Annotated in this window: 15 protein-coding genes; 3 read left to right on the top strand and 12 right to left on the bottom strand. The window is 28.3% G+C overall.

Features of this window, described 5'->3' with window-relative positions; genetic code table 11:
• Positions 1-104 precede the first annotated feature (104 nt).
• From IC213_RS13675 to IC213_RS13655, 5 genes are all read right to left on the bottom strand, one after another.
• On the bottom strand, positions 105-1,049 hold the full coding sequence (locus IC213_RS13675) for an ABC transporter ATP-binding protein (protein WP_227433327.1): 945 nt from the start codon (positions 1,047-1,049) through the stop codon (positions 105-107).
• Positions 1,042-2,067: an ABC transporter ATP-binding protein gene (locus tag IC213_RS13670; protein ID WP_227863177.1), complete on the bottom strand. Its 1,026-nt coding sequence runs from the start codon at positions 2,065-2,067 to the stop codon at positions 1,042-1,044. Before IC213_RS13670 ends, IC213_RS13675 begins: the two co-directional genes overlap by 8 nt.
• Positions 2,068-2,140: 73 nt before the next feature.
• Positions 2,141-3,709, bottom strand: a complete 1,569-nt coding sequence (locus tag IC213_RS13665) for an ABC transporter substrate-binding protein (protein ID WP_227863176.1) — start codon at positions 3,707-3,709, stop codon at positions 2,141-2,143.
• 115 nt (positions 3,710-3,824) lie between these two features.
• The gene (locus IC213_RS13660) at positions 3,825-4,736 is read right to left on the bottom strand and encodes an ABC transporter permease (protein WP_227433330.1); all 912 of its coding nucleotides are present in this window, start codon (positions 4,734-4,736) and stop codon (positions 3,825-3,827) included.
• Positions 4,720-5,706 (bottom strand): ABC transporter permease, encoded by a 987-nt coding sequence (locus IC213_RS13655; protein ID WP_227433331.1) that lies wholly within the window; start codon positions 5,704-5,706, stop codon positions 4,720-4,722. The genes IC213_RS13660 and IC213_RS13655 overlap by 17 nt, the downstream gene beginning before the upstream one ends.
• A gap of 329 nt (positions 5,707-6,035) precedes the next feature.
• Between IC213_RS13655 and IC213_RS13650 the strand changes: the two genes are divergently transcribed.
• Both IC213_RS13650 and IC213_RS13645 read left to right on the top strand, forming a co-directional pair.
• The gene (locus tag IC213_RS13650; protein WP_255605859.1) at positions 6,036-6,470 is read left to right on the top strand and encodes a MarR family winged helix-turn-helix transcriptional regulator; all 435 of its coding nucleotides are present in this window, start codon (positions 6,036-6,038) and stop codon (positions 6,468-6,470) included.
• A 2-nt stretch (positions 6,471-6,472) separates the two neighbouring features.
• A complete protein-coding gene (locus IC213_RS13645; RefSeq protein WP_227433332.1) occupies positions 6,473-6,871 on the top strand; it encodes an HsmA family protein in 399 nt (132 codons plus the stop codon).
• Between the two features lie 121 nt (positions 6,872-6,992).
• On the opposite strand, the gene IC213_RS13640 is transcribed toward IC213_RS13645, so the two are convergent.
• The 5 genes from IC213_RS13640 to IC213_RS13620 all read right to left on the bottom strand — a co-directional run bounded on the left by IC213_RS13640 (position 6,993) and on the right by IC213_RS13620 (position 11,839).
• On the bottom strand, positions 6,993-7,217 hold the full coding sequence (locus IC213_RS13640) for a NifU family protein (protein WP_227433333.1): 225 nt from the start codon (positions 7,215-7,217) through the stop codon (positions 6,993-6,995).
• A 35-nt stretch (positions 7,218-7,252) separates the two neighbouring features.
• On the bottom strand, positions 7,253-8,620 hold the full coding sequence (locus IC213_RS13635) for a M20 family metallopeptidase (protein ID WP_227433334.1): 1,368 nt from the start codon (positions 8,618-8,620) through the stop codon (positions 7,253-7,255).
• Between the two features lie 82 nt (positions 8,621-8,702).
• The gene (locus tag IC213_RS13630; RefSeq protein ID WP_227863175.1) at positions 8,703-10,217 is read right to left on the bottom strand and encodes a DUF6179 domain-containing protein; all 1,515 of its coding nucleotides are present in this window, start codon (positions 10,215-10,217) and stop codon (positions 8,703-8,705) included.
• Between the two features lie 23 nt (positions 10,218-10,240).
• A complete protein-coding gene (locus IC213_RS13625; RefSeq protein ID WP_227433336.1) occupies positions 10,241-10,675 on the bottom strand; it encodes a DUF6323 family protein in 435 nt (144 codons plus the stop codon).
• A 252-nt stretch (positions 10,676-10,927) separates the two neighbouring features.
• Positions 10,928-11,839 (bottom strand): recombination protein NinG, encoded by a 912-nt coding sequence (locus tag IC213_RS13620; RefSeq protein WP_227863174.1) that lies wholly within the window; start codon positions 11,837-11,839, stop codon positions 10,928-10,930.
• Between the two features lie 280 nt (positions 11,840-12,119).
• Here IC213_RS13620 and IC213_RS13615 point away from each other — a divergent pair, with 280 nt between their 5' ends.
• Entirely contained in the window at positions 12,120-12,473 is a 354-nt protein-coding gene (locus IC213_RS13615; protein WP_227482965.1) for a GIY-YIG nuclease family protein, read from the top strand.
• Positions 12,474-12,807: 334 nt separating this feature from the next.
• Here IC213_RS13615 and IC213_RS13610 read toward each other — a convergent pair whose 3' ends face one another.
• Complete coding sequence (locus IC213_RS13610; protein ID WP_227433339.1) at positions 12,808-13,746, bottom strand: cell wall-binding repeat-containing protein; 939 nt, start codon at positions 13,744-13,746, stop codon at positions 12,808-12,810.
• A gap of 102 nt (positions 13,747-13,848) precedes the next feature.
• Complete coding sequence (locus IC213_RS13605; protein WP_227824754.1) at positions 13,849-15,084, bottom strand: glycosyltransferase family 4 protein; 1,236 nt, start codon at positions 15,082-15,084, stop codon at positions 13,849-13,851.
• Positions 15,085-15,088 lie beyond the last annotated feature (4 nt).

Here is a 15,088-nt window from a genome sequence, read left to right as displayed (position 1 = left end):
TAAAATTTTTAAATATAATAATTAAAGGTAACGTTCTAAAGCTTACACTTTTATACCTAAAAACCACTCTAAATAAGCAACTCTTACCTAGAATGGTTTTTACACTAAACAACTTTTAAATTTTGTTGGTATTTATTTATATCTGATTTAGAAGCATATACAAAATGACCATCTGAAACCTCAATCCAACTTGATAACTCATCACTTGAACAATTATACATACTATAATTATATTCCACTCTATTTCTTACCTTAGCATATCTTGGGTCAGGAATAGGAATTGCAGAAAGTAAAGACTTTGTATATGGATGTATAGGATTATTATACAACTCTTCTGAATTCGCTAATTCTACTAATTTTCCATTATGCATAACTCCTATACGGTCACTAATATGTCTCACCATAGATAAATCATGCGCTATAAACAAACAAGTTAAATTCTTTTCTTTCTGTAATTTTTTAAATAAATTTACTATTTGTGCTTGTATAGACACATCTAAAGAGGCTATCGGTTCATCAGCTATTATAAACTCTGGGTCTACTGAAAGAGCTCGAGCTATACCAATACGTTGTCTTTGCCCACCTGAAAAGTCAGAAGGATATTTATTTGCATAGCTTCTATCAAGTCCCACTAAATTTAACATCTCATAGACTTTATCCAGTCTTTCTGCTTTATTTTTACAGACACCCTGAATTTTAAGTGGCTCTGAAATTATATCTCCAATTGTCATACGAGGATTTAATGATGAGGTAGAATCTTGAAAAATAATCTGCATACTTTTATTTACATCTTTTTTTACAAATTTATATGATTTTTTATCTGAGATACAATTTCCCTTGTAAATTACGTCTCCACCAGTAGGCTCATGTAACTTTATTATAGTTTTACCAGTTGTAGATTTTCCTGAACCAGATTCTCCTACTAAACCAAATATCTCTCCTTTATATATATCAAAACTTATATCATCAACTGCTTTTACAATAGTACTTTTATCCAAATGAAAATATTGTTTTAAATTTTTTATTTCTAGTATTTTTTCTTTATTCATTAAAAATCACCCTTCCACCATTTACCCTAACTGGTATTTTTATTTTAGGTGCATCTGGATGCAATAACCAAGTTGCTGCACTGTGTGTATCATTAATTTTAAACATTGGTGGCTCCTTTTCATAATCTATCCTAAGAGCATTTTTATTTCTTACTGCAAATGCATCCCCCTTTGGAGGATTTAATAAATTTGGAGGCATTCCAGGTATATTATACAAATAATCTTCTTGTGAATCTAAAGTAGGTAATGAACCTAATAATCCCCAAGTATATGGATGTCTAGGGTCATAAAATATATCTTCTACTGTTCCTATTTCTACAATCTTACCCGCATACATAACTGCTATCCTATCAGCCATAGTTGCAACTACACCTAAATCATGAGTTATAAATATTATTGATAAACCTATTTTATTTTGCAGTTCTTTTATTAAGTCAATTATTTGAGCTTGTATAGTCACATCCAAAGCTGTTGTAGGCTCATCAGCAATTAATACTTCTGGATTACAAGCTAGTGCTATAGCAATTACTATACGTTGCCTCATTCCTCCTGAAAAATGATGCGGAAATTGTTTAAATCTTTTTTCAGGATTATCTATCCCAACTAATTCAATAAGCTCTATAGCTCTTTTCTTAGCTTCACTTTTACTTATGCCTTGATGGATTACTATAGCTTCAGTTATTTGCTTTCCTATTGATATGGTTGGATTCAAAGATGTCATAGGGTCTTGAAATATCATTGATATATCTCTTCCTCTAATATCTTCCATTTCTTTCTCAGATTTTTTAACTAAGTCCTTTGATTTAAATAGAACCTCTCCACTTTTGATATATCCATTATATGGAAGTATCTTTATCAAACTTTTGCATAATACAGATTTTCCACAACCAGATTCTCCAACTATAGCTAGTGTTTCACCCCTCTTTAGGGTAAAGGACACATCTCTCACAGCCTGTACTTCGCCTTCTTCTATTTTAAAACTTACAGATAGATTATTAACCTCCAATAAATGTTCCAAAAACCATCAACCCCTGTGCTATTCAAACCTTAGGGATATATTTCATCCCTAAGGTTTCTAATTAATCTAACTATTATTCTATTGTCCAATCAGCTATGTTCCAGAATATCCCTACACCATGATGACCTAAAACTGTATCAGGTGTTAAACCTTTTATATTTGGTTTTCCAACATATATAGCATCTATATAAGCAATAAATGTATATGGCATATCTTTAGTCATCTCTACTTGGAATTGTTTATATAACTTTAATTTTTCATCTTTATTTTCTGTTTCTCTTGCTTGTTGAAGTATTTTGTCTATAGTAGGATTAGAATAAGCACTGTAGTTTGCACCTTTATCTGTTCCAAATACTTTATATGTATGGTCATCTGGGTCAAATGGACTTCCCCAACCGATTAAGTGCGCATCTTGATTAGCCCAATCTGTTTCAGTTACAACTACAGCTTTAGCATCAACACCTATTTCTTTTAGCTGTTGTGCACATATTTTAGCCATATCAACTCTAACTTGGTCACTTTCGCCAGCTGTTATTTCAAAAGCTAATTTAGTACCTTCTTTTTCATATATTCCATCAGAACCTAACTTCCAACCTAATTTTTCAATTTCTTGCTTAGCCTTTTCTGGATTATATTCAAATTTCTCTATATCAGGATTATTATATGGTCCCATTTGTAAAGGTGAATATGCGGCTACACCATGACCCAATAATACACTATCCACTATTGCTTTTCTATCTATTGCATAACTTAAAGCATTTGGTAATCCTTTAGTCTCTTCATCTTTAAAGAATTTAGAATTGAAGTTATATAGTATACCTCTATAATCTGCAGTTTTCATTATATTTACTTTAAAATTCTTTTCGTCTTTCTCAAAATTAGACATATCTTTAGGAGTTACTTGTGCTAAATCTAATTCACCTGATTTTAATTGCATTGCTTTAGCTTTGTCATCTGGTACAATCTTAAATACTACTTTATCCAGTCCTGGCTCTTTTACAAAATAATCACTATTTTTAACAAGTGTTATACTTTGCCCTTTATCCCATTTTTCAAGTTTGAATGGTCCAGTACCTATTGGTTTTTGATTAAATCCATCAGTAGTTATATCTTTACCTTCTAATGCATGTTTTGGTAATATTCCAACTGTTAAATAATCAAGCATTGCTGTATTTGGTGCTTTTAAAGCAATTTTTATAGTAGTATCATTAATTACATCAATTTTTGTTATATCTTCATAATTTGATGCTATTTCAGAAGCATTGTCTGGATTCATTATAGTTTCCATTGTGAATTTAACATCATTTGCTGTAAATTTCTCTCCATCATGCCACTTAACATCATCTCTTAAATTAAAAGTATATGTATTTGTTGCTTCATCAAATTTCCAATCTTTTGCTAGACAAGGAACTACTTTATTATTTTCATCATGAGCTGTTAATCCATTAAATATCAATGAATTTATTTCGCCATGTTCATATAGTGCTGGATTTATACTTGTATAGTCATTACTTCCATAAACAAGTACTTTACCATCTTTAGGTTTATCTGTTTTTTTGTCCCCATTTCCTGCACTCGAACAGCCTGCCATTAGACTAAGTATCATTACTAGACTTAAAACTTTTAATTTTTTTAATTTCATGATGCTCCCCCTTTTGCTTTTAATAATAAATATTTTTTAAAGCTTTGACCCCATTTATTTAAATAGATATTTCAAATACCTTAGTATTTGCTTATTTAACACTTAAAACGCTGATTTATAAATTACTTGATTTTTTATTATTGCTCTTTCTTATATAATTACCAATATTAGTTATACAGACCAATGTAGTAACTAAAAATATACCTGGAATTAGGATAATCCACCATCTATTTGAAAGAAGTGCTTCTTCTGATAAAGATAGCATACTTCCCCAAGAAACAATTTCTATTGGCAAACCAATTCCTAAAAAACTTAGTGTTGACTCAGTTCCAATAGCTGCACCTATATTTGTTACTACCATAAACATTATTGATGCGACAAAGTTTGGAAGTAAGTGCTGTTTTAATATATATAAAAATCCTCCACCCATACTTTTAGCTGCTAGTATGTACTCACTATTTCTTATTTGTCTAACTTCAGTCCTTACAATCTTAGATATATTCATCCAACTTGTTATCCCTATTACTATGGACATAGATATTGGATTTGAATTCCCAAGTATCGCTTGTACAAATATTATAATTAATATTGATGGTATACTAAGTATGATTTCTGTAAATCTCATCATTGCATCATCTACAAGCTCAGATGCTGAACCGCTTATGCTACCATAAACAATTCCTATAATAGTTGATATTATTGTCGAAAATATTCCTATAAATAAAGATATTTTTCCTCCATACCATATCATAGAATATATATCTCTTCCCATTGAATCTGTTCCAAAGAAAAAATCTTTACTTGGAGCTAAATTAGAACTTACTAAATCCATATATGTTGGCTCATGTGTCATTATCAAAGATGAAAATACACTTCCAATAACTATAATGGATAAAATTATGATTGATATATATGGTAACTGTTTAAATTTTTCAAACAGAGTTTTTTTTATTTCTATTTGTTCATCTTTTACTACTGAAATATAATTTTCTCCTACAATCTCAAAATCACTACATTGCGGCTTCATTGTTATCACCTCTATCGTACTTCATTCTAGGGTCTATTTTATTGTTTATAATTTGAGCTAGCATATTTCCAAATACCACTAAAGCTCCTGTTATTAGACATAAAACTAATAACATATTATAATCGTGATACTTTGCACTCTCAAAACAAAGAGTTCCTAACCCTGGATAAGAAAAAACCTTTTCAACTACATAAGTTCCTCCTAATATATGAGGTATTGAAATAGCCATGATACTTATATATGATGGCATTATATTTCTCAGGCAATGCTTAAAAACAATGGTTCTATTGTTTAAACCTTTTGCTTTACATAGCAATACATAATCTTCTCTTATTTCTTCTAGCAATTTATTTCTTATCATATATGTGTAATACCATAAATGGCTCAATATAAGTACTGTAAGAGGTAATATTAAATGAGATATCCTACTTGATATACTATATTCCTCTCCCATTGAATAAGCTCCACTACTTGGAAGTATACTTAGATTTATACTGAATATAAGTATAAGTACTAAAGCAACCCAGAATGATGGAATACAATTGGTTATCGTACCTAGTTTACATATAACCCTATCTATAAGCTTATCTTCATGCAATGTACAAAAAATTCCTAAAAGTAATGCTAGAACAAAGGTAAGTATGTATCCTGAACCACCTAATATGATAGTATTTATATAAACATCATTTATAACAGAAGTAACATTTTGCTTATATTTAAATGAAATCCCAAATTCTCCTTTTGATGCATCTGAAATCCATTTTATATATTGACTGTATATTGGTTCGTTTAGACCAAGTTTTTTCATAGCATTTTCTTTTTCTTGAGTACTCATTCTTTCTACACCATCTCCATAGTAAGAAATTAATGGGTCTCCTGGAGCAAGTCTTGCCATATAAAAAACCACAAAAGATAATAAAAACATTACTAAAATAAACTGCAACAACTTTTTAACTATATCCTTTAACAAACCCCTATTCCCCCTTTGTTGCAATAAAAAAAACCACCAAAAGCAAGCGTCAATCGACGTTTAAACCTTCGTGGTTTTATTATCATTAAATAAAAATTAAATTTTAAATATTTATCTATAAACCAATTTTAGCATCATTTATGTTGTGTGTAAACAAACTTTTGAAAAATTGTTAAAATTTCATCAAATTGTTTTATTTTTACCTAAAATTAAATTTTTATGATATTACTAATCTCTTATTTATTACATAATTATTAAATTTTATATTGACTATTTACTGAAACTATATTATATTAGTTTCTATGCAAACTATCTAAGAGGTGATTTTATTGAAAACTAATTATGATTGTTTTAGAATAGCTATGCTTCTAAAAGAACTCTATTCTAAAACAATGTACACAGTAGAGGAAAATTTTAAGGAAAATGGATTAACACATCAACAGATTATAGTTATAAAGCTAATAGCTCATAATCAAGAACTAACAATTTCACAACTATGCGATGAGATGTCTTTAGCTAAAGGAACGGTATCAGGTATAATCAGTAGATTAGAGCAATTTGGATATGTAGAAAAGTTCAAAAAATATGATGATAAGAGAAATACATATGTTAAATTTACAGAGGATGGACTTGAATTCGCCACAAATTTTAAAAGTAAAATGCAAGAAAGCTTTGATGGTATTTTTAAAAATTGTGATGAAAAAGAATTAAATGAATTAGTAAAAAATCTTAGAAATATATTAGCAAAAATAAAGGAGAGATAATTATGAGTTCTAAATTAATACTTGCAATAGTGTTTATAACATCAGCTTTAATTTTTTACACTATAGGTGTATTTGGAGAAAGAAAAGCTAAAATTTTAAAAAAGAAACATGTAATTATATTTTGGCTTGGTTTAATATTTGATACTTTAGGAACATTTACAATGAGTAATATAGCTAATAGCCACGCTTTTGAAGTGAAGTCTGTATTGTCCCAAAATCTTCATAGTATAACTGGTCTCCTAGCAATTGTGCTTATGCTTTTTCATGCAGGCTGGGCTACTTTTGTTTTGTATAAGGACGATGAAGATAAGAAAAAATTCTTCCATAAGTTTAGTATAGTTGTATGGACTATCTGGTTAATTCCATACTTTATAGGTATGTTTATTGGTATGGCTGGATAATAAATAAAAAAAAGTGTGTAGGAAAATGAATATACACTTACACACTTTTTCATATATATCTATAATGTTTTACTTACTCTTTTACACAGCTTAATAAATCCTTATGTATAATTTAAATTTATTAAACACCTAACACTTGAGTTACTCCTGGAACTTCGCTTACCAAAACATTTTCAATAACAGCTTTTATTGTCATAGTTGCTCCTGGACATCCACTACAAGCACCTTGTAGTCTAACTAAAACTACACCATTCTCATTTACATCTATAAGCTCTACATCTCCACCATCTCTTTGTAATACAGGTTTTATCTTTTGTTCAAGTACTTTTTCAACTTGTTCTCTCATAGTTATTCCCCCCAGAAATATTTTTATTACCAAGATTATACCAATGGTTTAAATTTTTGTCCATCTAATGATTTTTCAAACTCTATATTTGCCTCATCAATAATCTTAGTATTCATAAATACATCATAAGCACTACAAGCCAATACCTTAGCTGAATTTATCATAGCTGAAAATCCTATACTTGAACCAGCTGATGCACATGACTGCCATGTGTGGCTTGCCACACCAACAGGCCATGCTGCCATTGCAAATTGAGCTACTGGTATCACATAACTTACATCTCCAACATCAGTAGAACCAGCTAATCCCTTATCTTCTGCTCCATCAGCTATACCATGATGTATATAACTGTCCACAATAGATTTATCGTCTTGGAATGCTGTAGCTACACCTAGTCTCTCATCCTTAGTAAGAGTAGCACATAATTTTTTTGCAAATTCTTCTTCTTCAGGAGTAGTTTTAGGAGTTCCAACAAGAATCATATTATCGTATACTAAATCAGTTAAACACTGATTTGGTATATAATCATAAATCCCATCAGTAATTACATACTCCATTTCAGTCTCTGTCATCATAGCTGCTCCTTGTGCCACTTTTATTAGCCTATCAAGAACATTCTCTGCATCCTTTGCTTTTTTACCTCTTATAAAATACCAACTTTCCGCAAAACCAGGAACTACATTAGGTCTTCCTCCACCATTAGTTATAACATAATGCATTCTTATAGAGTCAATTACATGTTCTCTTAAATAATTTGCTCCTACATTCATAAGTTCAACAGCATCTAATGCGCTTCTACCATTATGAGGGGCTTGAGCTGCATGTGCTGTTATTCCCTTAAACTTAAATCTAGCAGATAAATTTGCCAGACTTCCACCTCTCCATGTTCCATTTATATCAAAAGGATGCCATGTAAATGCGCAATCTACATTATCAAAACATCCATTTACACACATTACAGTCTTTCCTCCACCTTCTTCTTCAGCAGGACAACCAAAATATTTTATTGTTCCATTAAATTTATTTTTTTCCATAAGTTCTTTGATAGAAACGACTGCTCCTACACCTGCTACACCCAATAAATTATGACCACATCCATGTCCAGATTCTCCCTCTACCAATGGATTTTTTTCTGTACTCACAGATTGTGATAGTTCTGGCAAAGCATCATATTCGCCAAGTATTCCAATTACTGGCTTACCTTCTCCAAAACTCGCTATAAATCCAGTGGGTAAATTGTCTACTTCTTCAATTTCAAATCCTTTTGACTTTAGATATTCCTTTTGAATACTGCTTGCATACTTTTCTTCAAAAGCTAATTCTGGATTTTCCCATATTTTTTTAGATAAATCAATTAATTCTTCTCTTATCTCCTCAATATTATTTATAATATATTCTTTCATAGTCTCCTCCACAGATATGTATTTTTGATATGCTTTACAAATTATATTATATACTAACATTCTATTTATTCACAATTTTTTGTTAATTAATTTGATTTATATATTCTTCTATACAATGTATTTTTTCCTTATTTTTTTTCTTCATAAATTCAATGTACTCTCTTTTCCATAGTGTAGTTTTATTATTTTTGTTTAGTAATAGTTCTAATAAATTAATTTCTTCCATTCTCATATCTTCATAAAATACTACACTTCCCAGTATTGCCAATTCAAATTCACTTAATGAAGCAAATAGCATTAGATAATCATCCCCAAATAAGCATTCAGATTCAAGAATATCAATAAAGTCTTTTTTTGCATTGATATTTTCCTTTATTATTTTTATTTTTTCAATTATAGAAGTACTCTCTAGTACAGCATTGAATATCGCTCTAAATGACTCATCATCTAATTTATTTTCATCATCAACAATATACTTTTCTAAAGGTTCACTTTCATTCTTACTTACAGTTATCATACTTTTAAAAGTGCCACTTTTTATTGAACTTAGTACAGACTCAATAAATATCTTCTCATATGCTTTTATGTATTTTATCATGGCTTCATCTTCTATATTTAATCTTTCTATCAAAACAGCAATTGCTTCTTCAAGCAATAAAACTATTTTTTCATTTATTATACTTTCTTTATTTAGCTCTTCAGAATTATTAAAATCAAAACTATTACTTTCTTCAATAAATTCAACTACATTATTTTCCTCATATTGCTTAATTTCATCTTCAAAAGTATGATTGTATATGTTTTTAAATTGTTTTTCTAAAAATTCATATTCATATTCTGAAATCTTCAAATTAGTTGATTCATTACCTAAAATTGTAGAGAAAATAGAGTTATTTATAATAAGTTCAAATAAATTTATAAGTATAACATCACAATCTATTTTATAAGTTATTCCATAATCATAAAATAATTTTTCTCTATCTTTCTTTCTAAATAAATTACAAAATCTATTTTCTATATCCATACTCTCAATATAATTTTTCACATAATAAATTCCTTGAATATCCATATCATCTAATGCCAATGGATAATCTATACTCACTGGAATATCATATGCTTCAAATTTTATACTATAGTTTTTAAAGAAACCAGACAGTTCCATTAAAGTATCATTATACGCCATTAAATTAGTGTCTAATTTTCTAATTTTCATTACTTCATAAAATTTTTCTAACTCAAGTAAATCATATTCAAGAATTTTAATGCCTTCTAAGTATACATACTTAATATTTTTAGACGTCAATTCTGCAACTCTTTTTTCTATATTTTCAAGTTTACTTACATATGCATCAATAGAATACCAAATTGAAAGCAATAATTTTTCAGCAACTTCAGTCTTTACTGATGTACTTTGACCATTTGTATATTTTTTAATTAAATCTATAAGAATTAAGGATATTTCCTGTTGTATGTTATATACTTCTCTCTCATTTATTACTTTACAATCCATACATTCTTTAAGTAGAGATATTGCATATTGATTTTTTATTAGATTATTTTCATTTATATTGATGTTGGTTAGATTATTATTTGACATAGTAAGTTTCCCCTCTCATTAGATTAAACTTCTCCAAATTTAAACTTTTTTGCAAATTCCTCTGCTTCTCCCCTTACATTATCCATATTCCCTGTAAATTTTTCATAAAGTTCATCAAGTATTTCTATAATTTCATCATCACAAATTTTATCATCTGTTTCATTTTTTAAGTAATAAAAGATTTCTTGCATATCATTAATAATTTCTAAATAATCATCCATATTCGTAAACTGTGATGTATATATGTTTTCTATTAATTGTTTTGTAACTTTTATATCTAATTCTATTCTTCCATATCCCTTTAAAGTATCATTTCTTGAAGTTATTATATCTTTTACATCCGCTTCGGAAAGTACTAGACCATAACACTTAGATTCTTTATTAGTTTCAAGCAATTCATTTCTTTCTATTTCCTTTAAATTTTGATGCATAGAACTCAAAATAATAGGTGATATCATTTTAAAATTCTCCTTTTTTATTTTTTCTATTGACTTTTAATTCATTTTATGTTATATTTAAATTAGTATATTTATTAACTTATAGAACTACTTATAATAATATTATTATAAGTAGTTTTTGTCAACTCAAAATTACTATTTTAATTAAATTTTTCAATAAAAAAAATATATCATTACTCAGATATATTTTTTATAACTATTCATCAATTTAATAGTTATTTATAATTAAAATCTAAAGAATGATATATTAATTTACTTATCTTTTTTAGCTCTACTTCTGCTTTTCTTTACATTTGAGCAATTTCTACAGGAAGGTGAACAGTATTGAGATTTAGAATTTGTAGGTATATAAATCTTTCCACAATACTTACATTTATTTAAAGATGCAGGTTCACTTGTAATTGCAAATGCATATATAGTTTCAATAGCTGTTTTTAAAGAATTAAATTCCCATGCAATTGTGGGTTTATCTAATTGACTTATAGAAAATCCAATCTTTTGAGGGTTAAACCCTCCATACATAATAGTCACACTTTCAGTTAGTAGGTTAGACATGTTTTTATAGACACAAATTTGATTAAAATGTCTACACATATCCTTAGCAAAATTTACAATCCAATCCAATTGTTCTGTATAAAACCTTGAAAATACTAAATCTAAAATCAATGGTCTTTTTCCAAAAAACTTGGGTGATTCCTCTCGTTTTGATACATCTATACCTCGTTTATATTTTTTAAAGTATACATCTTCATCACTTGCAAATGGGATGAACATATTTACATACTCATCAGTATTCAATATATTCTCTTTTGTAATATAATTCTTTTCAATCATCAGTACTCTTTCTTCACCAACAATATCTCTATTATATACACTTGAATAAATTAATCCTAACAACCCATATTTCTTTACAAATTCAAGTACTTCTTTTTTTAATCTCATTTCTTTAGTTTCTTTTGATATCTCTTGTAATGCTTCTTGTCCTATGCGAATTATATCTACTATAATTTCATCTGCAACATCAAATGGATTGTACATAGTAAATACAGCATCTTCTGTTGGTACTATATACAGTTCATCTTCTTCAGTAATTTTATATTCATAATCACTATAGCGAATCCAATCACTTGCAAAGTTTCCAATTAATTCTATATTTTTATTCATAATAACAGCCTCCTTTGAATGTAATAGTTAATATTCATTAACTATTACATTTTTAGTTTATTCTATAATTTTCATCATGTCAACTCTTCTTTTAATTTTATATAATATTAAGTCATATAATAACTCTAATTAGCCTAGATATTGATACTAAGTAATAGTAAACTTATAATTAATTTTATCAAAATCTATTTACATTTGAAATTAATCTCTTTATAATAATATGTAATATATAAATAATTTTACATATTACATATTAATTATAAAGAGAGGTACTAAGAAAATGGATAGAAAACGTGAATTAAAACAACTATATAAGGAAATGAAATTTGACATTGGTGTATTTATGATAAAAAGTGATACTACTAAAAAGATTTATCTTGGAAAGAGCAATGACATAAAAAGCAAGTTTAACTCCCTCAAATTTCAACTTGGTGCTGGGTCATGTATGGTAAGAGATTTAAACAATGATTGGAAAAAATATGGAGAAAAAACATTTACATTTGAAATTTTAGAACTTATAAAACACGATGATAACAAAACTAAAAAAGACTACTTAGAAGAATTAGATATTTTAGAAATGGTTTGGTTAGAAAAGCTAAAAGAAGATAACTCTTATGAGATTTATTCTTTATAAAAAATAGGCATCATATCTTCTTTTTTGATGTAAACGTGATAGGATGGAATTGTCATACAATTTTGTGTATGACTCCATTCACATTTTCACTTATGAGGATAATTGATTCGTATATATGAATAGCTCACGTACTCTTTTTTAACATATACAATTCAATTTAGTATATAATTTTGATACATAATTTTAATAAAAAAAACCTTCTAATTGATTTTTATCATAAAATCAACTAGAAGATTCATATAGTTTAACATTTATATACTATATATCACTAAAATATAAGCATTATACTGACTTTTACTATATATTATGTATTCATTTTACTAACAACATTTTATTATTTTGTAGCTTCTAAACATTGCTCTATAACCTTATTATCATTTATACCTATTGCAGTAACTTTATTAGCATTATTTAATATACTCTTATCGCTTTTGTCTGAAACTAAAACAACAGGAGCGTTTTTAGCCATTGGTGAAGCAACTAAAGCATAAACTAAATCATCTCCACTTGCCACATAAAACTCTTTTGTTTCATTATAAAACTTCTTAATTACATTCTTATTAGTTTCATATCTATCACTACCATCAATTCTAGTTGCTCTATATCTACTTACTATATAATCACTTAGTGTAGATTTTCCTCCAATAGCATATACTGGAACAGGTGAAACACCAAACCATGGGTCTAAATCTGTATCTTCTTCTGCTGAAGCTATATCCTTTGTCAATAAAATAGGAGCACCATCTCTGTATGCAACAGACGCAACACTCACTGCATCAGCCTCGTCTTTAAATCCATTTACTAAAAACGTCTTATCACTACTCTTTATCTTTTCTATTTCAGCTGCAATTTTATAACTTGTATCTACTCTATCTACTCCATCAATTCTTATAACCTGCATTCTTCTCATAAGTAGCATTTTTTCTACATCTTTACTTATAGTATTTTCGCCACCTATTATATATATCTTAGTAACTCTATTAAGCCTTTGTAAAGTGGCTTCTGGTATATCATTCTTATTAGTTAATAAAATTGCTGCATTATTTACCCCTGCAAGACCACTAGCAGAAATACCATCGACCATCGTAGAATCCGAGTTGATAAGTACAGCTGTTGTATAATCTTGCTTATCAGAAATAATACCAGCTGTTTCATATTTATCCGTTCCCTTGATATTTTCGATTTTATCTAGTGCATTTGCTGATGTTGGAAAACTAACACTTAATAATAATGCTGAAATACCTAATGCTAATATTCTTTTACTAAACTTCATAAATTACCTCCCTCAAAATAAATATATTTAGTATTAGTATAATATAAATTCGCTTAAAAGTAGTGTAGAAATAGTTACACTTTTTTTATAATTTAAATCACTCTAAATTACACACATCTCATCCATTAAAATAACTTCATTCATCCTATAAGCTAAAGCGTCCCATGTTTTTTTTGACATATCTGCAAATGACCTTTTCTCTAAATTGGATAATAGATACTGTATTTTAGAGTCCATTGCATTATATAAATTCTTCTCAAATATAGATAACTCTTCTTCATTTGGAATACCTTCTCCATGCATAGAAGGTAGAGTTACATATTCTATCTTGCCAGAATCATTAATTTGGCTACCAATCCACTCTCTAACACCAGGAATATCAGTGGTAATTACATCTAACCCACATGATAAAGCCTCTAAAACTACAACTGGTAACCCTTCATAAAACGATGGTAATACAAATATATGTGACTTATTAAATAACTCCGCTAAGTCACTTTGGTCTAATTTTCCTAGGAAATTCATTTTAAATGGAGATTGATTTGCAAGCTTAACAATCTCATTATAAGATTCAATATCACTTCCTGTACCTGCAAAATTGACTTCTATTAAATCTTTACGATATATTAGTTCAGATATAGCTTTTATAAATGGAATCAACCCTTTTGACTTACATATCTTCCCTGCAAACACTATCCTTATCTTATCACCTTGCATTTTATAATTTTTATCATAAAATACACTATCATTGTATCCACTGCCAATCACAACTACTTTACTTTCACTTACTCCAAAACTTTTTACAATATCATCTTTTTGCTTTTTATGAAGAGCAAATATTAAATCCAATTTTTTTATATTTGATATTATATATTCTTTTTCTAAATCTATAGTATTTAACTGTCTTAAACAAGTCCCATGACAAACAGACATAACTTTAATATCTTTCACAATCTCTCTGACAAATGCTGTTAAAAGATATAAATGATGACATATTATAATATCTGGCTTAAAATCTTCCATAGCTCTGTCTATATTTATTTTAAATTGATGTTTTAATCTATCTATCATTTCTACATTTAAATCTCTATATCTAGTACTTTCATATGGCATAGAATCACTCATTCCTACAACAGGAAAATTTAGTTCTCCACAATTATACTTTACTGGATAAAAACTTATATCACTTGAAAAACAGTTTACATTGTCATTAACATCTATACCTGCAATTACAGCTTGCTCATGACCTATTTTTTCAAACCCTTTTATCATACCACACATGTATATTCCACTACCCGTACTATTTGGTTTTTGTGTTATTATATGAAGAATTTTCACTTTT

This window comes from Clostridioides sp. ES-S-0049-02, assembly GCF_020658465.1.
Taxonomy (GTDB): domain Bacteria; phylum Bacillota; class Clostridia; order Peptostreptococcales; family Peptostreptococcaceae; genus Clostridioides.
Note: the sequence above shows the minus strand (reverse complement) of the source record. Positions and strands in the feature narration are given on the sequence as shown.